The following is a 24,535-nucleotide window of genomic DNA, read 5'->3' as shown; positions in this document are numbered from 1 at the left end:
AATCTTCAGCGACTTAAATTAAAAACAGCGTTGCCGTACCTAAAAAGGCAAAGATACCAACCACATCGGTTATCGTAGTTAGAATAACGCTTCCAGCGAGCGCAGGATCTATTTTAAGGCGCTTCATGATCATGGGTAAGGTTGCGCCGGCAAGCGCTGCCGCAATCATGTTTACCATCATCGCAAAGGCGATAATAACGCCCAGCATGTAATCTTGCTTCCAGAGTGCGATAACAGAGGCAATTAGCACAGCCCAAATTGCCCCATTTAAAAAGCCAATAGAGATTTCTTTACTGATAAGCCAACGCGAGTTACTGGCATTTACATGACCGAGCGCCATACCGCGAATAACAAGGGTTAGTGTCTGGTTACCAGCCACGCCGCCCATGCTGGGCACAATGGTGTTCAATATAGCTAACACAGCAAGCTGACTTAGCGTGGCTTCAAATAAGTCACTCACCATTGCTGCCATTAGCGCTGTCACTAAATTTACTGCCAGCCAAACGGAGCGGCGTTTAGTACTTTGCATAACCGGTGCAAAGGTATCTTCATCATCATCAAGACCCGCCATACTCATCATTGAGTGTTCAGCGTCTTCACGAATGATATCAACTACGTCATCAATGGTAATTCGCCCCACTAAGCGATGATTTTCATCAACTACCGGTGCTGAAAGCCAATTATAACGCTCAAACAGGCTTGCCACTTCATCGTCGGGCATGTTTACCGGAATCGCTTCAGATTCTTCGTCCATGACATCAGACACTTTGTCGTCGGTATCTGCGGTGAGAAGACGGGCAACAGGAATAATACCGACCAGATTATCGGTTCTATTGACCACATAGAAGGTGTCTGTATTTTCCGGTAACTCACCTTTTAAGCGAATGTAGCGAAGAACCACATCAATGGTTACATCAGGACGTAAGGTAATGGTATCGGTGTTCATGATGAAACCAGCGGTTTCTTCACCGTAAGACAGCGCTTGCTCAGCACGTACGCGGTCTTGTGCATCCATTGAATCGAGAATGTCTGCCAACACGGGTTCAGGAAGGCTACTCAGCGTTTCTGCTAAGTCATCGGTATCCATTTCTTCGAGTGCATCAACCACATTGGCGGGGAGCATCTTTGTGATAATACCGTTTCGAACATCATCAGAGAGTTCTTCTAAAATATCACCGTGAAAGTCGCTATCAATTAGCTCCCATAACTCATCACGGGTCCTGCTAGGGCTAGATTCGAGAATATGAGCAACGTCTGAAGGGGGGAGTTCAAGCAGAAGCTTACGTACAGATACAAATTGACCGTTTATCAACGCTGCGTTAAGTGCGCGTAATTGGGTTTGTACGTATTTAGAAACAAGCGCTTCTGCCATAAGGCGTTATTCCTACTCAGCTGATATGGAAAATAAAGGCTGCGTAGCCTAAGTGTGCGTAGAATATCGCAATTATATTAAGTCTGTCATGATAATTGCGTGGCTTTTACACAAGAATTTGGAATTACTAAGCTAGCTGTTGGTTAATTCATCAAAAGATATTCGGGTTGAGACTATTCGTCTTCGTTAAATCTGCCCTCAATCAGCTCTTCAATGGCAGCAAGTGCATCGACCGCGTCATCACCATCGACAATAACATCTACCTGTTCGCCTTGGTGACTTTCCAGCATCATCAAGCCTAAGACGCTGCTTGCATCGGCTTCTTTATCGCCTTTTTTTAAAATGATTTTGGCATCGAACTGATTAGCAAGCTGAACCAATTGCGTGGCTGCTCTCGCGTGTAAGCCGAGTTTATTGACGATGGTAAGCGTTTTTTGAATAGTCATTACTGGTTCAACTCTCTGTGACGAATTTGAACATCAGGATGTATTTCGCTGAAGGTTTTCGACAAGGTTTGGGCAATATAGACAGAGCGGTGTTGGCCGCCAGTGCAACCGATAGCCACAGTCACATAGCTTCTATTGTTGCGCTCTAAGTGAGGAAGCCATGTAGTCATTAAGTTTTGAATTTGCCAAATAAATTTGGTTACTACGGGTTGTGAGCCTAAAAATACTTCCACGGGGGCATCTAACCCAGTTAAGTGTTTAAGGTCTGGCTCCCAATGGGGGTTAGGTAAAAAACGCGCGTCAAAAACGTAGTCAGCATCTTTAGGTATACCGTGTTTAAAGCCAAACGACTCAAAGACAAGAACAAGGCGTGAACTTTTCTTACCCAAAATACGTTCACGGATCAGTTCGGCGAGTTGATGTATTGTTAGCTTGTCTGTATCTAGGTATAAATCAGCGCGTTCAGTAATTGGTGCAAGAAGCGCAGATTCCGCCCTAATAGCTTCCGATAGAGACTTATTTAGCTTAGCTAAAGGGTGAAGACGGCGAGTTTCGCTAAAGCGCTTAACCAGAACGTCGTCGCTTGCGTCAATGTATACTATAGTCATCGACCAAGAGGATGGCAGGTAGTCTAGAATCTCTACCAAGTCGTCAGGGTTTTTGGGGAGATTCCTAACGTCAATACTTACCGCAACTTGATCGTATTCATCAACAACAGTATGGGTGAGGGTGGGAAGCAAATTTACTGGGATATTATCAACACAGTAATAACCTAAATCTTCCAAAGCGCGAAGTGCGACAGACTTACCAGACCCCGAACGACCACTGATTATGATCAGCTTCACCTAAACTCTCCCTTATATTCTGGTTTCATCACATACGCGTTGTTGAATAAAGTGCCTATCTATAATGTATAAGCCCTTATTGTTTAACTTAATGCAGAAATAATTTCGTCGCTGGTTGTTGCACGACGTATTGTTTTAATCGTTTCTTTGTCGCTTAGCTTACCGGCTACGGTAGCCAGTGTCTGAAGGTGTCCTTCGGTTTGCTCTTCGGGAACGAGAAGAGCAAAGAATATGTCTACGGGCTTTTCGTCTAGGGCATCAAAGTTGATAGCTGGTGTACTTGTTACAACGATTGCTATTACCTTCTCAAGGCCTGCTAGGCGGCCGTGGGGCAGTGCTATGCCGTTACCTATACCCGTGCTACCCATACGTTCTCGAGCCATCAAGCTATTTAAAACCGTTGCCTGGTCGATGTTATCGTTATGCTTGGCAGCGATATCAGCGATGATCTCAAGAATTCGCTTTTTACTATTACACTGAACCGCACACTCGGTGCGGTCCAGACTTACGATGGCTTGTATATCCATGCTTAATTAACTACTAATGTTTTTTCAGTTTTTCCTTATGCTTGATTACCTGCCGGTCGAGTTTATCAACCATGCTGTCAATCGCCGCATACATGTCGGTATTTTCTGAGGATGCGAATACTTCAGCGCCACTTAAATGAACAGTCGCTTCAGCTTTTTGATTTAATTTTTCAACGTTCAGGATGACATGCACATTAGAAATGTGATCAAAGTGACGTTCAAGTTTGCTGAACTTCGTATCGACATAATTACGCAAAGAGTCGGTGATTTCGACATGATGACCAGTAAGGTTGATTTGCATATTTCGTCTTCCTTATATTATTAAGCCCGGTTAGATAAGGCTTTTGCGTTGGTTCGACGGCGGGATCGATAACGATTCCCGGTATTTTGCTATTGTTCGCCGAGCGACTTTTATGCCTTGCTCGGCCAACAATGAAGCAATCTTGCTATCACTTAGCGGCTTGCTAGGATTTTCCGCAGCCACTAACTTCTTGATCAAAGCACGAATCGCTGTAGATGAACACTCACCACCTGACTCGGTTGCTACGTGGCTTGAGAAGAAATACTTCAATTCAAAGATGCCACGGGGCGTATGCATATACTTCTGTGTTGTCACACGCGAAATAGTCGATTCGTGCATATCTACCATTTCTGCGACATCATTTAGCACCATTGGTTTCATCATTTCCGGGCCGTGCTCAAAAAAGCCCATTTGCTGCTGCACAATGCAATTTGCAACCTTCATCAAGGTATCGTTGCGAGATTCAAGGCTCTTTATGAACCACTTAGCCTCTTGCATGTGTGAGCGGATGAATTGTGAATCGCTGCTGTTCTTGGCACGGCGACTCATTGCTGCGTACGTTTGATTTACGCTTAATTTAGGCAGACTGTCGGGGTTCAGCTCAACCACCCAACGGCCATTTTTCTTGGTTACTGAGACATCAGGAATAACGTATTCAGGCTCTTTAGTAACTAAAGCACTACCTGGGCGAGGATTCAAGGTTTGGAGTAAACGCATTGCTTCGCGCAGCTGATCTTCTTTCAATCGGCTCTTACGCATTAGCGTGCGGTAGTCTTTACTGCTCAGTAAGTCTGAATATTCCTCAATAAGCTGCTTCGCTTCAGCAAGCCACGGTGTGTCTTCTGAAAACTGGCGCAATTGCACCATAAGACACTCTTGAGGTGTACGAGAACCTGAACCAATGGGGTCGAACATTTGAATGCGCTTAAGCACACATTCTATTTCGTCCATTTCGATAGGCTCTTCTAAGTCATCGTCATTAACAGCATCTAAGATATCGTCAAGGGTAACGGTTAGATAACCGGATTCGTCGATTGAGTCGATGATAGCCGTAGCAATAGCGCGGTCAGTGTCTGAAAAGTGAGTGAGGCGCATTTGCCAAAGCAAATGCTCTTGGATGTCTTCGGTAGTTTCACCTTGGAAGATTTGTTCGTCATCATTAGACGGGCCAGGCGCAGGCGCAGAAGAGGCGGAGTAGTACTCGTCCCAGGTGCTGTCGATAGGCAGCTCATCGGGAAGGTCGTTCTTCTCCAGTGCATCTCCTGCCTCTAGCGTGTCGCTTGATGCAGAAGCTGTCGCTTCAGCAGCACTATCGTCACTATCGACATTGTTCTTTTCTACTTGTGGCTCGTCGTTACCTTCTTCCACTTCTAACAGTGGATTAGAGTCGAGTGCCTCTTGAATCTCTTGCTGAAGATCAAGCGTAGAAAGCTGCAGCAGCTTGATGGCCTGCTGCAACTGAGGTGTCATGGTAAGTTGTTGGCTAAATTTTAGCTGTAAAGATGGTTTCATCTACGTCTTATTTAAATGCTCTAAATTGAATATACCAGAGCGAAACTGAAAAATGACAATTCGGTTACATTAACTATAGCCTGAATTGTTCGCCTAGGTATACATCCCTTACTTTTTGATTACTTAAAACCTGTTCCGCGGTTCCTTGCGCAATAAGCTCACCATGACTCACAATGTACGCCTTTTCGCAAACATCCAATGTTTCGCGTACGTTATGGTCCGTGATAAGGATACCAATACCCCTATCGCGAAGATGCTGTATTATCTTCTTTATATCATTAACTGATATTGGATCAACACCAGCAAATGGTTCGTCTAACAAAATAAATTGTGGTTTCGCTGCCAAAGCGCGAGCAATCTCTACGCGACGACGTTCTCCCCCTGACAAACTCATGCCCGTACTATTACGTATATGGTTGATATTAAATTCATCAAGTAGTGCATCAGCTTCTTCTTCTTGCTGTTGTGAATTTAAATCTTTACGGGTTTGCAAAATGGCCATGATATTTTCATATACCGTAAGCTTTCTAAATATTGATGCCTCTTGCGGGAGGTAGCCTATACCGCGGCGTGCGCGCTCATGCATTGGCTGGTGAGTAAGCTCATTATCATCAATTTCGATTTTGCCTTTGTCTAAGTTGACTAAGCCTACAATCATGTAAAAAGTGGTGGTCTTACCAGCGCCGTTAGGGCCGAGAAGACCGACAATTTGACCGGTAGACACTGAAAGGCTTACATCGCGAACAACCTGTCGCGATTTATACGATTTAGCAAGGTTTTTAGCGCTCAAAGTTGCCATTGCTATTCATTGTCCTCGTTGTCTTTCTTAGACGATGTTTTACGAATGGTGTCAGGAGTAAATACTGTGGTTACACGACCTTCACCATCTTCACCGGCACCACCCGTTGCAAGCAATTGTTCAGTAATCATATCGAACGTAATCTTATCACCTTGCACTTTACTGGTATCTTGCTGTAGCTCAGCATTACCCGCCAGAGAAATAGTGCGATTAATTACTTCATAGCGAATTTCATTGGCTTTCGCTGATACCGGTGTACCGTCTTCTAGTGATTGAGAATAGCTAGCAGGGTTGCCACGGGCGATAAATATTTCACGGCCGCTGCCATCTGTAGCTATTACTTCTACTTCATCAGCTTCGATTAGGAGTGAACCTTGGGTAATAAGTACATCTTCCTTGTACAGCGCGGTTTTGTTTTTACCATCAATAAACTGGGTGTTTGACCCTATCTTAATGGGTTGTGAAAAATCTTCTTCACTGGCTATTACCGCACCGCTAGCGATGGCAAGTAGAAGGCTAGTTGCTAGGGGAATAAGTCGTTTGTACATGATCTAAAAGCTCGTATTCTTGTGTGCGTAAATTCGCGTTAAACCCATTGCTTAAAATAAGATATTGCGTACCCAGTATCTCAACGGGTTGATCAGATGTCATTTGTTTCGTGTCTAAATTTATCTGGATGTATTCCGTGGATAAACTTTTGACAAAATCATCGCTGGTTTGATTTTCAATAACAACGCTATCTTCAAGCTGAATTAATTCATTGTTATAAAGCGTTCCTTCCTGCGCAGTTACAACCCAAGGTGATGAAGCGCTTTCTGTATAAAGGGTATATTTAGGTTGCTGGAATAAAACAAAGCCTAATTGGTCGTAATGCTCCATCGACTCTGCAAAGACTTTGTGATTTAACTCACCGTCTTGGTTGTACAAGGTTGTTGTTAAGTTTTTGGCCTTGTAGGCAGGCTTGAGCGCATCATTTTCGCTACTACCTTGAGTTTCAGGCTGCTCTTCCATCCACGTTGGGATGTACATAAGCATAGCTAAGATAAATAGCGCCGATATACTTAAACCTAAGCGATTGAAGCCAAACTGGCTCATACACTAGCTCCGAAAATGTCATTTGCAACGCCTTTAGCTTGCAAAATGGTGTCCGATATTTCTCGAACTGCGCCAAATCCACCCGGAAGTGTGGTGATCCAGTTCGCTTGCTTTGCAACAAAAGGGTGAGCATCGGCAACCGCAATTTTTACCGCCACATGCTGATACATACCTGTATCGGGCATATCGTCTCCTACAGCGGCAACTTCGCTGGGGCTTAACCCAAGGCTTTTCATTAACTCGCCGAGGGCGTCAGCTTTGTTTTCTTCACCCTGAATAATGTGTGCTACGTTTAGCGCCTTCATTCTGTTTTCTACAATTGCTGAACGTCGCCCTGTTATCACGGCGACGTTAACACCATTACTTACCAAGGCTTTCACGCCATATCCGTCGCGGGTGTGAAAAGCTTTAAGTTCTTCACCGTCGTTGCCTAAGTAAATTCGGCCGTCTGAAAATACGCCATCCACGTCACACACCAGTAGTTTAATGTGCGCCAACTTCTCAAAAAGCGCCTGGTCTAAATCGGTGTATAAAGTCGTCGTCATTTAGAGTACTCCCGCTTTCAAAAGCATATGCATATTGAAGGCTCCGACAGGGTTGCGCTTTTCATCGGTAACCATTAATGCGCTTATCTTATGGGCTTCCATTAAGTTTAGGGCTTCTACAGCAAGCTGTTCTGCTGTGGTTGTTTTGCCGCCTTTGGTCATTACATCTTCTACTGTCGCACTGTGTACATCTATACGGGCATCGAGTATCCGGCGTAAATCACCATCAGTAAACACGCCTGTTAACGAACCATCGGGTGCGATAACACCAGTCATGCCCAGGCCCTTTTTGGAAATTTCCAAAAGCGCGTCAGCAACAGACGCATTTAAATTCACTAGTGGGATATCGCTGCCGCTAAGCATAATATCACTCACTTTAAGCAGCAGTTTTCTGCCTAAACTTCCACCTGGATGTGACAGCGCAAAGTCGTCTGAGGTGAAGCCTTTTTGGTCAAGCAGCGCTACCGCAAGGGCATCGCCCATAACCAGTGTGGCCGTTGTGCTTGATGTAGGCGCCAGACCCAATGAACATGCTTCTTTTTCTACACTGATATCCAGCACTACATCTGCGTGTTGGCCTAGCGAGCTATCAGCACTATTGGTCATCGCCACTACCTGAATACCTAAGCGCTTAACCACGGGCAGTAAGTTAACTAACTCATTGGTTTCACCAGAATTGGAAATGGCTAATAGCACATCTCCTTTGCTTAGCATGCCCAAATCGCCGTGGTTGGCCTCACCGGGATGCATGAAAAAGGCAGGTGTTCCAGTGCTCGCAAGGGTAGCGGCAATTTTATTGCCGATATGTCCAGATTTTCCCATACCGCTTACAACCACTTTTCCCTTACAGTTGAAGAGAATGTTGCATGCAGTGATAAAGTCACCATTTAAGCGCTCAGCAAGGTTAGCAATAGCCTGCGTTTCAATGTCGATAACGCGCTTTGCCGATTCGATATAGTGCATCTGAGTTTGTGTATCCATGATTATCCGAACAGCCAATATTGGTAGCCGATAAAGCAAGCCAGAAGTATAAATCCATTGGTTCTTGATATTGTACGCTTTCCAATTAAATCAAAGCTGAACAAGAACAACAGCAAGGTTAAACCGAGCATAACGTACATGTCTCGATTATAAACGTCAGGGTCTAGCAGACCTGGGGCAATTAAACCTGGCATACCAAGTACGGCTAGCAAGTTGAAAATATTAGAGCCGATAATATTACCAAGTGCTAAATCATCTTCACCTTTTAGCACACCAGCAACACTTGCCGCTAATTCAGGAAGGCTTGTGCCAAACGCAATAATGGTTAACCCGATAACTAAATCGGAAATGCCCATGTATCTGGCAATTTCAACGGCTGAATTTACAAGAAAGTGGGCACTCAAAGGTAATATAACAAGGCCAACACCAATCCAGATAAGTGCAGATGTATTAGAAACGCCCTTGGGAATTTCATCTGCGGTTTCTGCAACCAACGGGTCTTCTTTATCTACTTGTAGCGATAACCAAGCCATCATTGCCAAAACAAAAATGAAAAGGCCTAGTAAAATTATCCCTTCGTAAGACTTCAGCTCGCCATCGAACATAAAGCCGATTGCGATTAATGAGATGATGAGAAGGGCGGGGAGCTCACGTTTTAGGGTTGTAGATGAAACAAGAAGCGGCTTTACAAGTGCGGTTATACCCAACACCAGAGCGATATTAGTTATATTCGAACCTAACGCGTTACCTACCGCAGTGTTCATATTGCCGTTGGCAGAGGCAATAGCGGAAACCACAATTTCAGGTGCCGAAGAGCCCATAGCGACAATCGTTAGGCCAATCATCATAGGAGAGATACCGATGTTCTTTGCTAGTGCGGAAGCACCGTACACAAAACGGTCCGCACTCCAACTCAAGACAATCAGCCCAACCAGAAAAATAACAATGTTTAAAAGCACAACAACCTGTAATAGAAAGTATTTTGTTAGATTGTCGCAAAAAGAGTGCCATTTGCCTATGCTCGCAACGCTTTATTTTCATCAAATAAGGTCAGTTACCCTGTATTTTCGTTAATAGCTAACAGTCAACAAGAATATGTTTGGTTGCTGCTAGTGTTCAGTTTCAGTTAATAAACAACGAAATAGGATGGAGACTGGAACTACACGTGGGAATTAGCTAAGGCGCTGACATCACTTCAGCGCGGGATAATATTCGTCTTAGCGCGGGATACAAATACCAGGCCGCGTAGATAATTGCCCACTCAGAAGGCGCTGGCAAGTTCCCTAGCAAAGCGTGGGAATGTAGGAATGGCTGTTCCCTTTCAAATTCCCAGAATGAAGCTAGGGAGCTTGCCAGACCTTCCCGAAGGGCGAGTTTAAAATGTCCGTACTCTTTGTTGTGTCACCTTGATGTAGAACCACTATACCTGCGGTAACACGCCGCGATTACGAACCTTTTAACTCTCGCTGAGTGGGTAATTATCTATGCGGTCTGGTATACAATTCGTCTTAATCGAACATAACTTGTAACTTTTTGACTTTGGCGAGGCTCTTGAAAAAGCGTACAATGCCACCAAATTACACGGCCCAGTGGGCATGTCTACTAGACAAGCCAGCCTGTAACCATAAAAAACTACACTGCAGAGTAAACTTTTTTGAATTTGTTGGCTCTTAAAAGTAAACTGTTCAGTAAACTTTATGAGTTATGTGTGCGAAGGCATAGAAATTGAATATGCACATCGCTCATATACTTTTAATATTTTCCAAATGGACTGATAGCGGCATTCAAACCCAACTCAATCCAGCGTCAGGGGTCGACATTTAAGTAACTATGGATCATTTAGTTGAAGTAGATAACCTAACCTTCAAACGTGCAGATCGCATCATTTATGATGGGATTTCATTGAAGGTACCTAAAGGCAAAATTACTGCGGTAATGGGGCCAAGTGGGATAGGTAAAACCACGCTGCTACGCCTTATTGGCGGGCAGTTAACGCCAGATGAAGGCAACGTTAAATTCGACGGCGATTCAATTGTCTCAATGTCGAGAAAGTCTCTTTACGAAACCCGTCGTAGAATGAGCATGCTATTTCAAAGTGGTGCGCTATTCACTGACATGAGCGTGTTCGATAACGTGGCGTTTCCGCTTCGCGAGCATACTGAGCTATCTGAAGACTTGATAGCTACTATTGTCGCTTTAAAGCTACAGGCTGTAGGTCTGAGAGGCGCCGCGCAATTAATGCCGAGCGAACTTTCTGGTGGAATGGCGCGCAGGGCCGCGCTCGCTAGGGCAATAGCGCTAGACCCCGATTTAATTATGTACGATGAGCCTTTTGCGGGACAAGACCCCATATCCATGGGCGTGCTGGTAAAGCTTATTAGAGAGCTCAATGATGCACTCAGCTTAACTAGCATTGTCGTGACCCATGACGTAACGGAAGTGCTGACCATCGCTGATTATATTTACATTTTGGCGGATAAACGCGTCATTGGTGAAGGTACTGCGCAGCAAATTAAAGAAAGTGATTCCGAATTGGTTCAGCAATTCTTAAAAGGTAAAGCAGATGGCCCGGTTCCATTTCATTACCCAGCGCCAGACCTGAAAGCAAGCTTTCTGGGGGCAGATAAATGAAGTTCTTCCAATCAATAGGTGCTAAAACGATAGGGAAAGTTACCGCAATCGGTAGAGCCGCGCTGATGTTGTTTGGTGCACTTGTCGCTGTCCCTCGAGTAAAAAATATTCCACTGACTATCAAACAACTTTATGTAGTTGGTGTTCAGTCACTGCTCATCATCATGGTGTCGGGGCTGTTTATTGGCATGGTAATGGCACTTCAAGGCTATACCATTTTAGTGGATTACGGTGCAGAGGGTAGCTTAGGTCCCATGGTCGCGCTTTCCCTTTTACGAGAGCTTGGTCCGGTAGTCACCGCATTGCTTTTTGCTGGGCGTGCCGGGTCAGCGCTGACCGCTGAAATTGGCCTTATGAAAGCCACCGAGCAGTTAAGTAGTTTAGAAATGATGGCGGTAGACCCGCTAAGGCGTATAGTTGCTCCTCGTTTTTGGGCAGGAATGTTAGCTATGCCAATGCTCGCCATTATCTTTAGTGCCATTGGTATTTTAGGCGGTCATTTAGTCGGCGTAGACTGGTTAGGTGTTGATGCAGGCAGCTACTGGTCAATCATGCAGTCGACGGTTGATTGGAACCAAGATGTTATAAACGGCGTAATAAAAAGCCTCGTTTTTGCCTTGGTTGTGACGTGGATTGCCATATTTAAAGGTTACGATTCTATTCCAACATCGGAAGGGATCAGCAAAGCGACTACCGAGACGGTGGTCTATTCATCATTAGCAGTATTAGGGCTGGACTTCGTGCTTACCGCCCTTATGTTTGGTATCGAGTAGGGGATTGGAATGAGTAAGTATAAAACGGAAGTAATGGTTGGTGTGTTTGTCATGCTTACGATAGGTGCTTTGTTATTGTTGGCACTTAAAGTTGCAAACCAAACGGTCGCAACCGAAGGCGATACCTATACCCTATATGCGAAGTTCGACAACATTGGTGGGCTAAAGCCTCGCTCTGCTGTAAAAGTGGGTGGTGTAACCGTTGGCCGTGTGTCATCTATTTCTTTAGATCAGGAAGATTTCACACCGGTAGTAGAGTTATCTATTTTAAATGAATACAACGGCTTCCCTGAAACAAGCTCTGTGTCTATTTTGACGTCAGGTTTATTAGGTGAGCAATACGTAGGCTTCCAGCCAGGGTTTTCTTTTGACGGTGTCGCCAACTTACAAGATGGAGATTACCTACAGGATACGAAGTCAGCGTTGGTACTTGAAGACCTTATCGGGCAGTTCTTATTTAACCGCGGTAGCGACGAAGACTAATCGCAACATAGCGACTGAGCGTATATAACGAAGTCGTCAATCAATTCCAGCGGCCTGATGAAACTAAATACCTCATTATCAGGTCTGCTTAAAAGAGTTTGAAGTTAGGAGAGTTATTTTGAAAAAGTTTTTCGTAGCAATTGGCATCTTTATGATGTCTGTAGCAAGTATAGCGAATGCGCAGGAAGTTAATGAACAAAACCCTTATGAATTGGTTCAAGATGTAGCTAATAGAACGTTTGAACGAATTAAAGCAAATCAGGAAGCGATTAAAAGCGACCCTGAAATGCTGCGCACTATCATGCAGGAAGAGCTTGTTCCGCATATTGATTATAAATTTGCAGCTTTTATGGTACTAGGTAAGCACTTCAAATCTGTGCCTCAGGAAAAAATGGGTGAGTACATCAGCGTTTTCCGTCAATATTTAGTAACTACATACGCGGTAGCGATGGGCTATTACGACAATCAAGAAGTTATCTTTGAGCCTGAATCTTCTTTTGATGACAAAAAATCAGTAACCGTGCGCGCGGTTGTTCAAGACCCAAGCCGCCCTGAAATTAAAATTGCGTTTAAAGTTCGTAAAGATAGCAAAACAAACGAATGGAAAGCTTATGATATGGTTGCTGAAGGGATCAGCATGCTAAATAGCAAGCGCAGTGAGTTTGAATCAATACTTCGTCAAGACGGCATCGACGCAGTGATAGCACTAATGCGCGATAAAATTGGCAAGCCAGTAGAGCTTAAGCAGGGCGAGCCAATTGAAATCGAAGGAGAGGCTGAGTGAGCCTTTTTGAGGTAAATGACAAAGGCAATATAGTGGTTCACGGTCATCTCGACCGTGAAACGCTGTCGAAAAATTTCTGGGAAAGTTTAAGCGGTAATCAACGTAGCATTTTGATTAACACCAAAAAGTGTCAACTAGATTTAAGCGATGTGGAGCGCGCAGACAGTGCAGGCTTAGCGTGGCTTATTAATGCCGTTAGGGATGCAAAGCAAAATGGTGTTAGCATGACTCTCTATAAAATGCCCGAGAAGCTACAGAAGCTTGCGAAAATTAGCGACGCAGATAGCTTTTTACCCGTAGAATAAACACCATTAAGCGAATTAAGAAGTAAGTTATGGAATTGTCTGAAATTGAAAAAATCTTGAAAGATGCGTTAGATCTTCACGAAGTCCACGTAAAAGGTGAAGGTTCACATTTTAATATCATTGCGGTAAGCGATGCATTTAACGAAATGAGTCGAGTGAAGCGCCAGCAAGCAGTGTACGCGCCTTTAGCTGATAAAATTGCAGACGGCAGCATGCATGCAATTACCATCAAGACGTTTTCAGTAAAAGACTGGGAGCGCGAGCGCCAGTTTAACATTCCTCAATAATAGGCATCGCTCGTGGATAAACTTGTAATAAAAAAGAGCCCTGCACTTAACGGTACAGTGCGTATCTCTGGTGCCAAGAACGCGGCATTGCCGCTGTTGATGACCAGCTTACTTACCGATTCCCCTTGTCGTTATACTAACGTCCCTCGTCTTAGAGACATTAATACCACCACGGCGCTTTTGCGTGAGCTTGGTGTAGAAGTAGCACTTCCCGCACCTAACGACATTGTTATCGATGCAAGTACACTTGAAAGTGTGACCGCGTCTTACGACTTAGTGCGTACCATGCGTGCTTCAATTTTGGTGTTAGGCCCGTTGTTAGCTAAGCAGGGTAAAGCGAATGTGTCTTTGCCCGGTGGTTGTGCCATAGGTGCACGCCCTGTAAACCTTCATCTAACTGGCCTTGAAAAAATGGGCGCAAAGATTGAAGTAGACGAAGGCTATATTCGTGCTGAAGTTGAAGGTCGTCTAAAAGGCGCTCGTATCTTTATGGATATGGTGAGTGTCGGCGCTACCGAAAATCTACTGATGGCAGCAGCATTGGCAGACGGCACGACTATTTTAGAAAACGCCGCGCGTGAACCTGAAATTGTTGATTTGGCGAACTGTCTTATTCAAATGGGCGCCAAAATCACAGGTGCAGGAAGCGATAAAATTACCATTGAAGGTGTAGAAACCTTAAACGGTTGTGATTATGCCGTACTGCCAGATCGCATTGAAACCGGTACTTTCTTGGTAGCGGCTGCCGTAACCGGCGGCAAAATTCGCTGTACCCATGCAGCACCAGATACGTTAGATGCTGTACTAGACAAACTAGAGCAAGCTGGTGCGAAGATCACCGTAGGCGAAGACTGGATTGAGCTAGATATGGAAGGGCGTAAGCCACAGGCTGTGCGCGTTAAAACCGCACCACACCCAGCATTTCCTACTGATATGCAGGCTCAGTTTGTTACCCTAAATTGCGTTGCCGAAGGTACAGGCGTAATTACCGAAACGATTTTTGAAAATCGCTTTATGCATGTGCCAGAGTTACAACGCATGGGCGCAGAAATCGCACTTGAAGCTAACTCTGCCGTGTCTAAGGGCAGTTCAAGTTTGAAAGGGGCGCCAGTAATGGCTACTGACCTTCGCGCCTCAGCAAGCTTAGTTATCGCCGGGCTGATCGCAGACGGTGAAACTCACGTAAATCGTATTTACCACTTAGATCGTGGTTATGAATCGATAGAAGAGAAATTGGGTGGCTTGGGTGCCATCATTGAGCGAGTTAAAGAGTAAACCTTAAACCTTGCACAAGAAAAAGCGCCGCATTTGTCAATGCGGCGCTTTTTTTATGCATAAAACTTTACTTACCTAATTCTTTCGCGGATGCTTTTTACAACAGTAATAGAAGCTTAAGCGGTAACTATTGGTAAGTACTATTATGGTAAGAACTACTAAGGCTATTGCCCTGCTCGGAGTTCTCCGACAGTTGCAGTCAACGTGATTGATTGCCCATCGCGGCTAAGTTCAATCTCAAGCTCAGTGCCAGGCTCTGTTTCAGCAATCATATCCAGCGTTTTAGATGCGCTTTCTAAACGCACACCATCAATGGCTACTATGATGTCTCCAGGGCGAATACCCGCGATGTCGGCAGGGCTGCCTTTAGCTACCGCTTGTACATCAATGCCTGGTCGGTTGCGGTTCTCTCCGCCTACAAAGCCAAGCTGGCCGCGCACAACACGCCCATTACTTATAATTTCATCCATAACGCGCTTAGCCAGTTCGTAAGGAACAGCAAAGTTAATTCCATCTACATTGCGTGCGCGATTGTTAGAATCTAGCACCTGGAAATTGGCGTTGGTGATACCCAGTAAAATGCCATTACTATCTACCAAAGCACCACCCGAGTTTCCTTGGTTTAATACTGCATCGGTTTGAATAAAATCCACATAGTTCGACAGGCCATTGCGACCTGCTCTACTTACGATCCCTTGGGTAATGGTTTGCCCCAAGTCGAAGGGGTTGCCTATTGCCATTACTACGTCGCCGACATGGGTATCGGGTTCTGAAACTTGAGGAATAATGTGCAGGTTGTCAGCCGTGACTTTCAATACGGCAAGGTCAGTGAGTGGGTCGGTACCTACAATTTGTGCTTCTAAAATACGACCGTCTTGCACTGCTACGTAAATACTGTCGGCATTGGCTACAACGTGGTGGCAGGTAAGCAGGTAGCCATTCTCTGTCATGATAACACCAGAGCCCAAATTGGTACGCCCACGAGATTGATTTCGAAATAGACCTGAGCCGTTTTCGATACTAACACTATAAATGTTCACGACAGCTGGTGCGGACCGGCTCAACGCTGAAAAATAGCTTTCGCGACTGGCGCTAACAGATGGCTCATTAAAAAAGCCTTGGGCGAGCCCCTTACCTTGCCTAAGTTCTGGCAAAAAAATCAACAGTAGAGCCGCAACGGCAACGCCTAGGATGATAGATTTTAGTAAGAAGTTAAATATTGAGCGGCCAGTCACAAGTCACACTTATTGTTGTCTGTTGCACTTACTCCATACGTACCGTTATTGAGGTACTACTTCACAAATTAAAAGCGCAACAATCTGAATTTATCGTTATTAATGTAAAGGATATCACTTTATTCACTAAACTACCGTAATGAAGCGCAAATTTTGTGTAACTCAATACGACAGAAAAGATGGTTAGAAAGTAAGCTAATGTGGATAGGGCTAAGGGGATAGTTTAGCTCAATAAAAAACGGCGCTTTGAAAGCGCCGTTTAACATGTATTACTGCTTAGGAATTAGTAATTTTGAGAACTGAGCTCTACTGTCTGATAACCAAGTAAAGGGTAGAGTTACCGCGTTTTACATTAAGTGCGATAACGCCTTTGGCTTCGTCTAGCGCGTTTCTGAACTCCGCAACCGTAGATGTGCGAACGCGGTTAACGCCAATGATCACATCTTCAGATTGAAGGCCAATACGGGCCGCAGGTGCACCACGCTCAATCTCAGATACGACTACACCAGCATTGCCAGCATTGTCTGTGCCATTAGACAGTGTGGCGCCTTCTAGGGCTGGGTGAATCTGAGCCGCAGTTACCGTGGTATCAGTAGCATCGTCTAATACAACGTCTACGTTCATTTTCTTGCCTTTACGCATAACGGTTAGCTCAACCTCTGCGCCAGCCCCCATACTCGCAATTTTTGCACGCAGTTCTTGGAAGCTGTGAAGTTTGCGACCGTTAATCGCCGTAATAATATCACCTGCTTGAAGACCGCCTTTCTCTGCAGCCGAGTCAGGCTGTACTTCGCTTACGAACGCACCAATATTAACTTCGGCATTCATAGCTTCAGCAAGGCCCGCATCAATATCACTACCTAGAATACCCAGAAGGCCACGGCGTACTTCACCATATTCAGCAATTTGATCAACAAGGCTTTTCATCATATTGGCAGGGATAGCAAAACCAATACCCACGTTGCCGCCATTAGGGCCAAAAATAGCGGTATTGATACCAACCAACTCACCGTGAAGGTTAACTAATGCGCCACCTGAGTTACCCCGGTTAATTGCTGCGTCAGTTTGAATGAAGTCTTCGTAACCGCCTATGTTTAAGCCTGAACGGCCTAAAGCACTTACAATGCCTGAGGTTACCGTTTGAGAGAGACCGAAAGGATTACCAATGGCGACTACAAAATCACCAACCCGTAGTACGTCAGAATCGGCAAGCGGCAACGCTTTTAAATCATCCGGCTCAATCTTAAGCAAAGCGATATCACTTTGCTCATCAGAGCCCAACTTTTTCGCTTTGAATTCGCGTCCGTCTGTTAATTTAACGGTGATTTCGTCCGCGTTATCGACAACATGATTGTTGGTAACTACATAACCTTTGTCAGCATCAATAATGACACCAGAACCAAGACCACGGAAAGGACGTTCTTGAACTTGCTCTTGCGGTGCACCAAAGAAGTAGCGAAACATTTCTGGTACGCGCTGTGTAGAAGTTTGCGTACCTTCCACTGCGATACTGACTACCGCAGGTGTCGCTTCTTCGAGCATAGGGGCTAAAGACGGCACTTCGTCTTTTGAATCAGAAAAGAACGGTAACGCCGCCTGCGTACTAGCAGTAAAGCCCAGTGAACTTACAACAACGGCAGACGCCAATAGACAATGGCGGAAAGACATTTTCATGTTCGCTTACACTCCTTCATGTTATATGCGACATAGCATGGTTTCACTAAAAGAGTCTGACGCTGGAATAAAGTTCCCGATGTTACTGTTTTTCTGCGTTATTCTGCTCAGAACCGCCGACGAACAACCCAGACCCTGTATTCGCAAAGTCTTTTGGTTGAGTATCAGAAACACGATTTACTTTAGACTTGTCAGTCCCTTTCAAATTATTGCGTAAATAGGTTGTAGCTTGCTCCCCATAAAAAGGAACTTTGCTGTCTTCTTCATCGCTGCCTTGTTCAAGCAGCATTTCGTATTCTTCTATCTGTTGTTTTAGCGTTTCACACTGACTCTCAATGCTTTCTAAGCTTTGACGAGTTTGATGTATATGATGCTGCGCCTGTTGTGCGAGGATCTCTTTAACTTGCTTCTCAGTTTGTGCAGCATTACCTGCGCCTTGCTTTTGTTGAAGAAAGCGACCAGCGAAAAAGCCAATAATTAAACCAACAACTAATAAAGCAAGAGATACTAACAATTCCATTATATTCTCCGAATAAATCTACATCGCGCAGCCGACCTTTTGTTGTACGATCTAAAAGCTGCTTTCGACCATATGCTGAATATAGCAAGGTCAAACCCGAAAAGCGCATACATAGTTTCATTTATTCAGTGTATGTCGAATTTCAATGTGAGATTCTACCGTGATTTCCATTAAAATTAAGGTCATAATTGAGAAATTCAAGCAGGTCGGTGCAGCGTGCGCCGCTATTGACTTTTGTACGGAGTGGTTTCGGCGATGACGCCATGGGAAAAATATCAGCTAGATCTTCAGTCGCCTGATTTTCATTATGACGCGGCACAAGAAAATGCAGTAAAAGAACTTCAGCGTTTGTTTGATGAACTTACCCAGCCCAAAAAGAAAATGACCTGGCGGGTTAAGTTAAAAGCAGCATTTGGTAAAGGCCACGCCAAACCAGGTATTCAGGGTATCTACTTTTATGGCGGGGTAGGGCGAGGTAAAACCTATTTAGTCGATACCTTCTACGACTGCTTGCCGTTCGAGAAGAAAATGCGCGTGCACTTTCACCGCTTTATGTACCGTGTGCACGATGAACTAAAGCAGCTCAAAAACGCGCAAGACCCGCTAAAGTTAGTAGCAGCCAAGCTAGCAAAAGAGGCGCGGGTAATATGCTTTGACGAGTTTTTTGTGTCTGATATTACGGATGCCATGATTTTAGGCACGTTAATGGAAGAGCTGTTTGGTCACGGTATCGTGCTGGTGGCTACCTCTAACATAGTACCTGACGATTTGTATAAAAACGGATTACAGCGTGCGCGATTCTTACCAGCCATCGACTTACTAAATCAGAATACCCGCGTGGTGAATGTTGATAGCGGTATCGATTATCGCTTGAGAACCTTAGAGCAAGCCGAAATTTATCACCATCCGCTTGATGATGCAGCCACCGAGAACTTGTATAGCTACTTTTCTCAGCTAGCACCAGAAGAAGGCTCTGAAGGAGAAGATATCGAAGTGAACAACCGTAAAATACCTACACTTCGAAACGCAGACGGTGTATTGATGATAGATTTTAAAGCTTTGTGTGGCGGGCCCCGTAGCCAGAGCGACTATATCGAGTTAAGCCGTTGTTACCACTCCGTGCTTTTAGCCAACGTTAAGGAAATGGGCCAGCATAATGATGATGTGGCGCGCCGCTTTATTGCTATGGTAGACGAGTTCTATGAGCGTAACGTGAAACTCATCATTTCGGCAGAAGTAGCACTGGAAAGCCTGTATACCGAAGGATTACTTAATTTTGAGTTCAGGCGCTGCCTTAGCCGCTTAAAGGAAATGCAGTCACACGACTACCTGGCAACCGAGCATTTGCCGTAAGCATAAATATGGGGTCAGAGTACATTTTGACCTCATTGAAAATGTGAAAGCTACTAACCTAAACCCTTTCTAGGGGCGTTCACATTGGTATTAGAGGAAAATTAAGGTAGAATTTCGCCCAAATTTTTTGTGTCGCTTAGCCTACCGTTATTTTGGGCAGTGTTTCGCTTGGCAATTTCTAGCACCGTCGCGTTCGACCATTTATTGAAACGTCGAGTTCGGCAATGCTACCAAGTAAGGCAGAGCGATGCGCCTGATGAACGGTCAGGCAACAGGTAGCCCGATAAAACCCAACGCAGCATTTCAAATTGCGAGAAAGAGAATTTTAAGATGGGAAGAGCATTCGAAGTTCGTAAAGCCGCCATGGCAAAAACTGCCGGCGCAAAAACTAAGGTTTATTCTAAGTACGGTAAAGAAATTTACGTGTGCGCAAAAAATGGTGGTGCCGACCCAGACACTAACCTTTCACTTCGTCGTCTAATGGAAAAGGCGAAGAAAGACCAAGTACCAAGCCACGTTATTGAAAAAGCCATTGATAAAGCCGCTGGTGGCGCAGGTGAAGATTTCCAGCCTATGCGTTACGAAGGCTTTGGCCCGGGTAACTGCATGGTTATTGTTGACTGCTTGTCTGATAATGCAAACCGCACTATTACCGAGGTACGCAACTGCTTTACTAAAACCAATGCCAAGCTAGGTGCGCAGGGTGCGGTATCGCATATGTTCGATCACCAAGCGGTATTCCAGTTTGAAGGTGACGACGAAGACGCCATTTTAGAAGTGCTAATGGAAGCAGACGTAGACGTAACTGATGTTGAAGTTGAAGACGGTAAAGTTACAGTTTATGCGCCGCATACTGAATTCTATCAAGTAAAAACAGCGCTAACTGAAGCTTACCCAGACATTACGTTTATTGCCGATGAGATGAGCTGGATGCCTCAGACTGAAACTGAGATCAGCGAAGAAGATATGCCTATGTTTGAAAAATTCATGGACATGCTTAACGACTGTGACGACGTACAAGACGTTTATCACAACGCGATTACGCCGAGCAGTAACTAAAAAGCGCAAACCCCATGAACAAAAAACCTCGCCGATGCGAGGTTTTTTTCATTTGCTTAAACTTTTAACGGCGTTTAAAGATAAACCGTTTCGTACTTGATTGGTGCTAGCAGTTTAAGAATACGATTTTCCTGTTGATAGGTAAGGCCTACATCGCGCATAGCGCCTTGAACATACTCAACCAAAATATAGAATTCACGCTCTTTGATGTTAAGACCTTTGTGAGACTCTAACATTGATTTACCATCGTACTCGCAAGGCCCGCCAATAAGCTCACAGGTTTGCAAAACGAGCTGATCCCGTAGATGCTTTTTTGGCACCCCTTTAAAGTAGTGACCAATTACAGGGTCAGTGTAAATGCGGGTGATAGCCACACCATAGACAGTGTTCAGGGTTTTATGGCCACCAATTTCATCATACAGACTTTGCTTTTCATTACTTGCACAACCAGAAAGTAAAATGTTTAGCAGTGCTATTGCTGCAATGGGAACACATTTCAACAACTTCATAGGTGGTATCTCCCCATTAAAAATTGCCATTTACCGTTACGTAGAAGCCACTTGAGCTCTCTTGCAGCGGTAAATTACCTAAATCCACATAGGCAGCGGTAATTGAAATAGACTTATTTGGAAAGTAAGCAATAAAAGCATCAATAACCGTGTCCTCTTCGGCTAGCCCACCTAACCGATTAGTTTGCGTTCGAAACTCAGTGCCAATTGCCGTGGTAGGGCTGATTAATACTGCAACGGAGCCTTCCCACTCAACTTTTGCATTGTCGTTACCTTCAGCACCAAAGCCTAATAGGCCAAACACATTTGCCTTAGTGTACCTGGCGGTTAAATTAGTGAGTAAATTATAGCCTGACGGTGTGCCCAACCATAATTTAGTCGCCGAAAGGTAGATGTCAGTGCCGCTGTCGTCCTTCGCGCCTAACAGTAAAGGTACCCCTATCTCAGGAAGTGGAACGGTGCCATCTGGCAATGAAAGCGAACTATCAACATCTCTGTTTATCTTGTATTGGGCGCCTAAAGCGATTTGCGGGGCCCATGAGTTTTGGGTAAAAACGCCATCACCGAACAATTTAACCTTTGCCCCCACAATATCTTGCTCGATAGTTGTACTGTTAGCATTGGTTACAGCACCTTCTGTAAGTAATGCAAACACATTGCTGGTTAGCCCAGATGAAATATCTAAGCGCTGCCGCTGTACACTAATTTCCAATCGGTCAAAAAGGCTTATGCCTGCACCAGCGGTAGTGAGCGAGTAGTCGTTAAGGCTCAAGTATTGAACATTTGCAGAATAACTAATTTCCTCTTTACTCGTGTACCCGCCAATAAATGCCCAGGGAGTTATGCCGCCACCTGCGGTGCCTTCAAAGCCCGTTATTCCGCCCGAGGCTATTAAGCGAGAGCCAGTGTCTGCTAACGCGAACGATGAAGTCAAGAATAGCGGTAGCAGCAAAAGCCTTTTCATAATGAAGCCCTAATTTTTCCAGTCATTTTGTTAGCGAGTATAAGCATAGACGCTAGATTAGACATTAAGAAATTTTATGAAACGCCTCATAGGCGCAATCAGAGTGATAGAGCAATTCCGATTACTCGCGATAAATGCAAACGTTTACCTACGCGCTCAACGTTTTTATCAAATCGTTCCAACTAAGGGGCTTAGACAAGTAATAACCTTGTGCCCAATCACAGCCACTTTCTTTCAGATACTTGAGTTGTTCTTCAGTCTCAACGCCTTCAGCGATTACACGTAGCCCATACAACTTGGCTAAATTCTGTATAACCATAACCATTTTTTGTCTGGCTTCTCGCTCAGAGAATAAATCATTCACAAATGAACGGTCTATTTTCAAGCAGTCAGCAGGGTAATTGATCAATTGGCTAAACGCAGTGTAGCCGGTTCCAAAATCATCTAACGCTAGTGACACTCCCAGTGCTTCTAACGCTTCTAGCGTTGCAATACAGGCGGTATCTCCTGCAACAAAAGCGGTTTCTGTTACTTCAAGCTCAATGTATTCGGGCGATACTTTGTAGGTTTCCAGTAAGGCTTTAACTTGGGAAGGGAAAAGTTCGTTATGTAATTCTACACCAGAAATATTGATACAGATTTTTCCGTTAAAGCTATGTTCCGACTGCAGGTTAACGAGTGCCCTCAACGCATTTTTGATAACCCAAAGGTCGATATCTTTTATAAGTCCAGTTGCTTCCGCGACAGGGATGAAGCGATCAGGGCCTATTCCTTTTAGGTCTGGCGTATGGCACCTAAGCAAGGCTTCAACAGCAACTATTTTGCTATTTCGGCAGTCGTATATTGGCATAAATGCTAAAGAAAATTGCTCTTCACTTAACGCGAGCTTGAGGCCCTGTTCAATTTGTTGGCGATCTCGTAAACTATCTGCAATATCTTGTGTAAAAAATCTGAAGCAATTCTTACCACTGTGCTTTGCGTTATACATGGCAGCATCAGCGTGGTTAATCAGGTCTGAAGGTTCAGTAGCATCGTCTGGGTAAACAGCGATTCCTATGCTCGCATAAGTCATATGCTTTATACCATCAACTTCAAAGCCTCCATTGAACACCTCCAAAATACGTGAGGCTACGGTTGCCGCATCTGTAGGTTCTTTGATGTTAGGCAATAATACTACAAACTCATCCCCAGCGAGCCTAGCTAGGCTTTCTGAACTATTTTTGAATACTCGATCTGTTGAGCGAACCGCTTCCCACAGGCGTTCACTAAATTTGAGTAACAAGCGATCTCCCGCGTCATGACCATATTGATCATTTACTTGCTTAAAATTATCTAGGTCTATGTATAACAACCCTATACGCTGTTTGTCTTTTTTAGCCCGGCTTAGCATTCGATTTAAATTTGTTTTAAAACTCCAGCGATTAGGTAGACCTGTTAATGTGTCGTAATAGGCCATCTGACGAATATCGTCATCATGAAGCTGCATGATGGTTTGGTACGATTGTTCTTCAGACTTCAACGCAGCGAGACATATTGTATTAAGAGCCAGTGTAGTAAGGATGAAACGAATAGATTCAACAAGTGTGTAACTAGTTATTAGCAACGCGGATAATGGTGTAAACAACAGTAAAGTGCTAGTCACAGTGAAGATAGCAAATACAGCGACTGCAGGCCAAAAACGGTTGATAAAAAGATTAATTGCAGCAATGGGGTAAACCCAAAGTAAACCTGTATTATCCTTACCCCCCGTAATCAGCAGGGTCATTGATAGAGTAAATAAAATGCCGCTTAAAACAATAGCTGCGCGTTCAACATTATTGCTGCGCTTTAATAGGTAAAGGTTAAATAACCCAACTGCCGCGTTGGCAAGGAGGATACTACCTAACAGTACAGACCCATCGTATAAACTGAATCCGCCTAAGGCACATAAAAAAATAACGCCAATGGTGGTCAGAACATAGCACAGTGTGTAACGCCTACTTTGGCGCACTGCCCTCATTTCTTGATGTCCCGCAGTGGTTTGTTGAGATGATGAAGTGGTTGTCAAGGTTACCTAGGACCCATGGTAAGAATATCGGCTTTTAGGCTTCTAAGAATCTAACTGGCGAAAAATTAAAATTATCAAAATAGTAGACCACAAAATTAAGCAATTCAAAGTGAAAAAAAGTGTGCTACCTAATTGCGCTGGAATTACAACACCCACTTAGCTTAGCTGTATAAACCTTGAACGAATTTTTACAATGCCAGTTTATTTTCAAAA

The 24,535-nt window shown here is 44.4% G+C and carries 27 protein-coding genes; 9 read left to right on the top strand and 18 right to left on the bottom strand.

The genetic code is table 11. The annotated features are described in order from the left end of the window. Positions 1-13: 13 nt before the first annotated feature. From mgtE to ACXAER_RS06485, 12 genes are all read right to left on the bottom strand, one after another. The gene (gene mgtE, locus ACXAER_RS06540; RefSeq protein WP_474808602.1) at positions 14-1,372 is read right to left on the bottom strand and encodes a magnesium transporter; all 1,359 of its coding nucleotides are present in this window, start codon (positions 1,370-1,372) and stop codon (positions 14-16) included. Positions 1,373-1,545: 173 nt separating this feature from the next. Next, positions 1,546-1,818, bottom strand: a complete 273-nt coding sequence (locus ACXAER_RS06535; RefSeq protein ID WP_474827697.1) for an HPr family phosphocarrier protein — start codon at positions 1,816-1,818, stop codon at positions 1,546-1,548. Further along, the gene (gene rapZ, locus ACXAER_RS06530; protein WP_474808598.1) at positions 1,818-2,663 is read right to left on the bottom strand and encodes an RNase adapter RapZ; all 846 of its coding nucleotides are present in this window, start codon (positions 2,661-2,663) and stop codon (positions 1,818-1,820) included. Before rapZ ends, ACXAER_RS06535 begins: the two co-directional genes overlap by 1 nt. Positions 2,664-2,746: 83 nt before the next feature. Next, a complete protein-coding gene (ptsN, locus tag ACXAER_RS06525) occupies positions 2,747-3,190 on the bottom strand; it encodes a PTS IIA-like nitrogen regulatory protein PtsN (protein ID WP_474808596.1) in 444 nt (147 codons plus the stop codon). A 13-nt stretch (positions 3,191-3,203) separates the two neighbouring features. Next, positions 3,204-3,491, bottom strand: a complete 288-nt coding sequence (gene hpf / locus ACXAER_RS06520) for a ribosome hibernation promoting factor (protein ID WP_012517338.1) — start codon at positions 3,489-3,491, stop codon at positions 3,204-3,206. Positions 3,492-3,521: 30 nt separating this feature from the next. Beyond that, complete coding sequence (locus ACXAER_RS06515) at positions 3,522-5,003, bottom strand: RNA polymerase factor sigma-54 (RefSeq protein ID WP_474827695.1); 1,482 nt, start codon at positions 5,001-5,003, stop codon at positions 3,522-3,524. A gap of 73 nt (positions 5,004-5,076) precedes the next feature. Next, positions 5,077-5,802 carry an LPS export ABC transporter ATP-binding protein gene (lptB, locus tag ACXAER_RS06510; protein ID WP_474827693.1) on the bottom strand — a complete coding sequence of 242 codons (726 nt, stop codon included), beginning with the start codon at positions 5,800-5,802 and terminating at the stop codon, positions 5,077-5,079. 2 nt (positions 5,803-5,804) lie between these two features. Continuing rightward, the gene (gene lptA, locus ACXAER_RS06505; RefSeq protein ID WP_474808590.1) at positions 5,805-6,350 is read right to left on the bottom strand and encodes a lipopolysaccharide transport periplasmic protein LptA; all 546 of its coding nucleotides are present in this window, start codon (positions 6,348-6,350) and stop codon (positions 5,805-5,807) included. Beyond that, complete coding sequence (lptC, locus tag ACXAER_RS06500) at positions 6,319-6,897, bottom strand: LPS export ABC transporter periplasmic protein LptC (RefSeq protein WP_474827690.1); 579 nt, start codon at positions 6,895-6,897, stop codon at positions 6,319-6,321. Before lptC ends, lptA begins: the two co-directional genes overlap by 32 nt. Further along, complete coding sequence (gene kdsC, locus ACXAER_RS06495; RefSeq protein ID WP_474827688.1) at positions 6,894-7,442, bottom strand: 3-deoxy-manno-octulosonate-8-phosphatase KdsC; 549 nt, start codon at positions 7,440-7,442, stop codon at positions 6,894-6,896. Before kdsC ends, lptC begins: the two co-directional genes overlap by 4 nt. Further along, positions 7,443-8,423, bottom strand: coding sequence for a KpsF/GutQ family sugar-phosphate isomerase (locus tag ACXAER_RS06490; protein WP_474827686.1), 981 nt, complete (start codon positions 8,421-8,423; stop codon positions 7,443-7,445). Positions 8,424-8,425: 2 nt separating this feature from the next. Beyond that, positions 8,426-9,382, bottom strand: coding sequence for a calcium/sodium antiporter (locus ACXAER_RS06485; protein ID WP_474827684.1), 957 nt, complete (start codon positions 9,380-9,382; stop codon positions 8,426-8,428). Positions 9,383-10,253: 871 nt separating this feature from the next. On the opposite strand from ACXAER_RS06485, the gene mlaF reads away from it, so the two are divergent. From mlaF to murA, 7 genes are all read left to right on the top strand, one after another. Beyond that, on the top strand, positions 10,254-11,054 hold the full coding sequence (gene mlaF, locus ACXAER_RS06480; RefSeq protein WP_474827682.1) for a phospholipid ABC transporter ATP-binding protein MlaF: 801 nt from the start codon (positions 10,254-10,256) through the stop codon (positions 11,052-11,054). Continuing rightward, complete coding sequence (mlaE, locus tag ACXAER_RS06475; RefSeq protein WP_474827680.1) at positions 11,051-11,827, top strand: lipid asymmetry maintenance ABC transporter permease subunit MlaE; 777 nt, start codon at positions 11,051-11,053, stop codon at positions 11,825-11,827. The genes mlaF and mlaE overlap by 4 nt, the downstream gene beginning before the upstream one ends. 9 nt (positions 11,828-11,836) lie before the next feature. Further along, entirely contained in the window at positions 11,837-12,310 is a 474-nt protein-coding gene (mlaD, locus tag ACXAER_RS06470; protein ID WP_012517348.1) for an outer membrane lipid asymmetry maintenance protein MlaD, read from the top strand. A gap of 118 nt (positions 12,311-12,428) precedes the next feature. Beyond that, a complete protein-coding gene (locus ACXAER_RS06465; protein WP_474827678.1) occupies positions 12,429-13,094 on the top strand; it encodes an MlaC/ttg2D family ABC transporter substrate-binding protein in 666 nt (221 codons plus the stop codon). Then, on the top strand, positions 13,091-13,399 hold the full coding sequence (locus ACXAER_RS06460) for an STAS domain-containing protein (RefSeq protein ID WP_474827676.1): 309 nt from the start codon (positions 13,091-13,093) through the stop codon (positions 13,397-13,399). Before ACXAER_RS06465 ends, ACXAER_RS06460 begins: the two co-directional genes overlap by 4 nt. Before the next feature lie 29 nt (positions 13,400-13,428). Further along, positions 13,429-13,686, top strand: coding sequence for a BolA family protein (locus ACXAER_RS06455; protein WP_012517351.1), 258 nt, complete (start codon positions 13,429-13,431; stop codon positions 13,684-13,686). 12 nt (positions 13,687-13,698) lie between these two features. Then, positions 13,699-14,961 (top strand): UDP-N-acetylglucosamine 1-carboxyvinyltransferase, encoded by a 1,263-nt coding sequence (gene murA / locus ACXAER_RS06450; protein ID WP_474827674.1) that lies wholly within the window; start codon positions 13,699-13,701, stop codon positions 14,959-14,961. 164 nt (positions 14,962-15,125) lie between these two features. Here murA and ACXAER_RS06445 read toward each other — a convergent pair whose 3' ends face one another. The 3 genes from ACXAER_RS06445 to ACXAER_RS06435 all read right to left on the bottom strand — a co-directional run bounded on the left by ACXAER_RS06445 (position 15,126) and on the right by ACXAER_RS06435 (position 18,390). Further along, positions 15,126-16,196, bottom strand: coding sequence for a trypsin-like peptidase domain-containing protein (locus ACXAER_RS06445; protein WP_179982451.1), 1,071 nt, complete (start codon positions 16,194-16,196; stop codon positions 15,126-15,128). A 306-nt stretch (positions 16,197-16,502) separates the two neighbouring features. After that, positions 16,503-17,864: a DegQ family serine endoprotease gene (locus ACXAER_RS06440; protein WP_474830522.1), complete on the bottom strand. Its 1,362-nt coding sequence runs from the start codon at positions 17,862-17,864 to the stop codon at positions 16,503-16,505. An 88-nt stretch (positions 17,865-17,952) separates the two neighbouring features. Beyond that, the gene (locus tag ACXAER_RS06435) at positions 17,953-18,390 is read right to left on the bottom strand and encodes a ZapG family protein (RefSeq protein WP_118490195.1); all 438 of its coding nucleotides are present in this window, start codon (positions 18,388-18,390) and stop codon (positions 17,953-17,955) included. A gap of 255 nt (positions 18,391-18,645) precedes the next feature. Between ACXAER_RS06435 and zapE the strand changes: the two genes are divergently transcribed. Next, positions 18,646-19,743, top strand: a complete 1,098-nt coding sequence (gene zapE, locus ACXAER_RS06430; protein ID WP_474827671.1) for a cell division protein ZapE — start codon at positions 18,646-18,648, stop codon at positions 19,741-19,743. Positions 19,744-20,073: 330 nt separating this feature from the next. After that, positions 20,074-20,802, top strand: coding sequence for a YebC/PmpR family DNA-binding transcriptional regulator (locus ACXAER_RS06425; RefSeq protein ID WP_024015752.1), 729 nt, complete (start codon positions 20,074-20,076; stop codon positions 20,800-20,802). Between the two features lie 74 nt (positions 20,803-20,876). On the opposite strand, the gene ACXAER_RS06420 is transcribed toward ACXAER_RS06425, so the two are convergent. The 3 genes from ACXAER_RS06420 to ACXAER_RS06410 all read right to left on the bottom strand — a co-directional run bounded on the left by ACXAER_RS06420 (position 20,877) and on the right by ACXAER_RS06410 (position 24,322). After that, positions 20,877-21,311, bottom strand: a complete 435-nt coding sequence (locus tag ACXAER_RS06420; protein WP_474827668.1) for a group I truncated hemoglobin — start codon at positions 21,309-21,311, stop codon at positions 20,877-20,879. A 16-nt stretch (positions 21,312-21,327) separates the two neighbouring features. Continuing rightward, positions 21,328-22,275, bottom strand: coding sequence for a DUF3034 family protein (locus ACXAER_RS06415; RefSeq protein WP_474827666.1), 948 nt, complete (start codon positions 22,273-22,275; stop codon positions 21,328-21,330). A gap of 148 nt (positions 22,276-22,423) precedes the next feature. After that, a complete protein-coding gene (locus tag ACXAER_RS06410; RefSeq protein ID WP_474827664.1) occupies positions 22,424-24,322 on the bottom strand; it encodes a putative bifunctional diguanylate cyclase/phosphodiesterase in 1,899 nt (632 codons plus the stop codon). Between the last annotated feature and the right edge of the window lie 213 nt (positions 24,323-24,535).

Source organism: Alteromonas sp. AWJ4_199, assembly GCF_056159165.1.
Note: the sequence above shows the minus strand (reverse complement) of the source record. Positions and strands in the feature narration are given on the sequence as shown.

Bases quoted from the DNA above. Each gene is read 5' to 3' on its own strand.
- lptB (WP_474827693.1), bottom strand. From the start codon at position 5,802: ATGGCAACTTTGAGCGCTAAAAACCTTGCTAAATCGTATAAATCGCGA.
- mgtE (WP_474808602.1), bottom strand. From the start codon at position 1,372: ATGGCAGAAGCGCTTGTTTCTAAATACGTACAAACCCAATTACGCGCA.
- ptsN (WP_474808596.1), bottom strand. From the start codon at position 3,190: ATGGATATACAAGCCATCGTAAGTCTGGACCGCACCGAGTGTGCGGTT.
- ACXAER_RS06420 (WP_474827668.1), bottom strand. From the start codon at position 21,311: ATGAAGTTGTTGAAATGTGTTCCCATTGCAGCAATAGCACTGCTAAAC.
- ACXAER_RS06535 (WP_474827697.1), bottom strand. From the start codon at position 1,818: ATGACTATTCAAAAAACGCTTACCATCGTCAATAAACTCGGCTTACAC.
- ACXAER_RS06455 (WP_012517351.1), top strand. From the start codon at position 13,429: ATGGAATTGTCTGAAATTGAAAAAATCTTGAAAGATGCGTTAGATCTT.
- ACXAER_RS06490 (WP_474827686.1), bottom strand. From the start codon at position 8,423: ATGGATACACAAACTCAGATGCACTATATCGAATCGGCAAAGCGCGTT.
- ACXAER_RS06440 (WP_474830522.1), bottom strand. From the start codon at position 17,864: ATGTCTTTCCGCCATTGTCTATTGGCGTCTGCCGTTGTTGTAAGTTCA.
- hpf (WP_012517338.1), bottom strand. From the start codon at position 3,491: ATGCAAATCAACCTTACTGGTCATCATGTCGAAATCACCGACTCTTTG.
- mlaF (WP_474827682.1), top strand. From the start codon at position 10,254: ATGGATCATTTAGTTGAAGTAGATAACCTAACCTTCAAACGTGCAGAT.
- ACXAER_RS06515 (WP_474827695.1), bottom strand. From the start codon at position 5,003: ATGAAACCATCTTTACAGCTAAAATTTAGCCAACAACTTACCATGACA.
- ACXAER_RS06415 (WP_474827666.1), bottom strand. From the start codon at position 22,275: ATGAAAAGGCTTTTGCTGCTACCGCTATTCTTGACTTCATCGTTCGCG.
- ACXAER_RS06425 (WP_024015752.1), top strand. From the start codon at position 20,074: ATGGGAAGAGCATTCGAAGTTCGTAAAGCCGCCATGGCAAAAACTGCC.
- mlaD (WP_012517348.1), top strand. From the start codon at position 11,837: ATGAGTAAGTATAAAACGGAAGTAATGGTTGGTGTGTTTGTCATGCTT.
- zapE (WP_474827671.1), top strand. From the start codon at position 18,646: ATGACGCCATGGGAAAAATATCAGCTAGATCTTCAGTCGCCTGATTTT.
- lptA (WP_474808590.1), bottom strand. From the start codon at position 6,350: ATGTACAAACGACTTATTCCCCTAGCAACTAGCCTTCTACTTGCCATC.
- lptC (WP_474827690.1), bottom strand. From the start codon at position 6,897: ATGAGCCAGTTTGGCTTCAATCGCTTAGGTTTAAGTATATCGGCGCTA.
- kdsC (WP_474827688.1), bottom strand. From the start codon at position 7,442: ATGACGACGACTTTATACACCGATTTAGACCAGGCGCTTTTTGAGAAG.
- mlaE (WP_474827680.1), top strand. From the start codon at position 11,051: ATGAAGTTCTTCCAATCAATAGGTGCTAAAACGATAGGGAAAGTTACC.
- ACXAER_RS06435 (WP_118490195.1), bottom strand. From the start codon at position 18,390: ATGGAATTGTTAGTATCTCTTGCTTTATTAGTTGTTGGTTTAATTATT.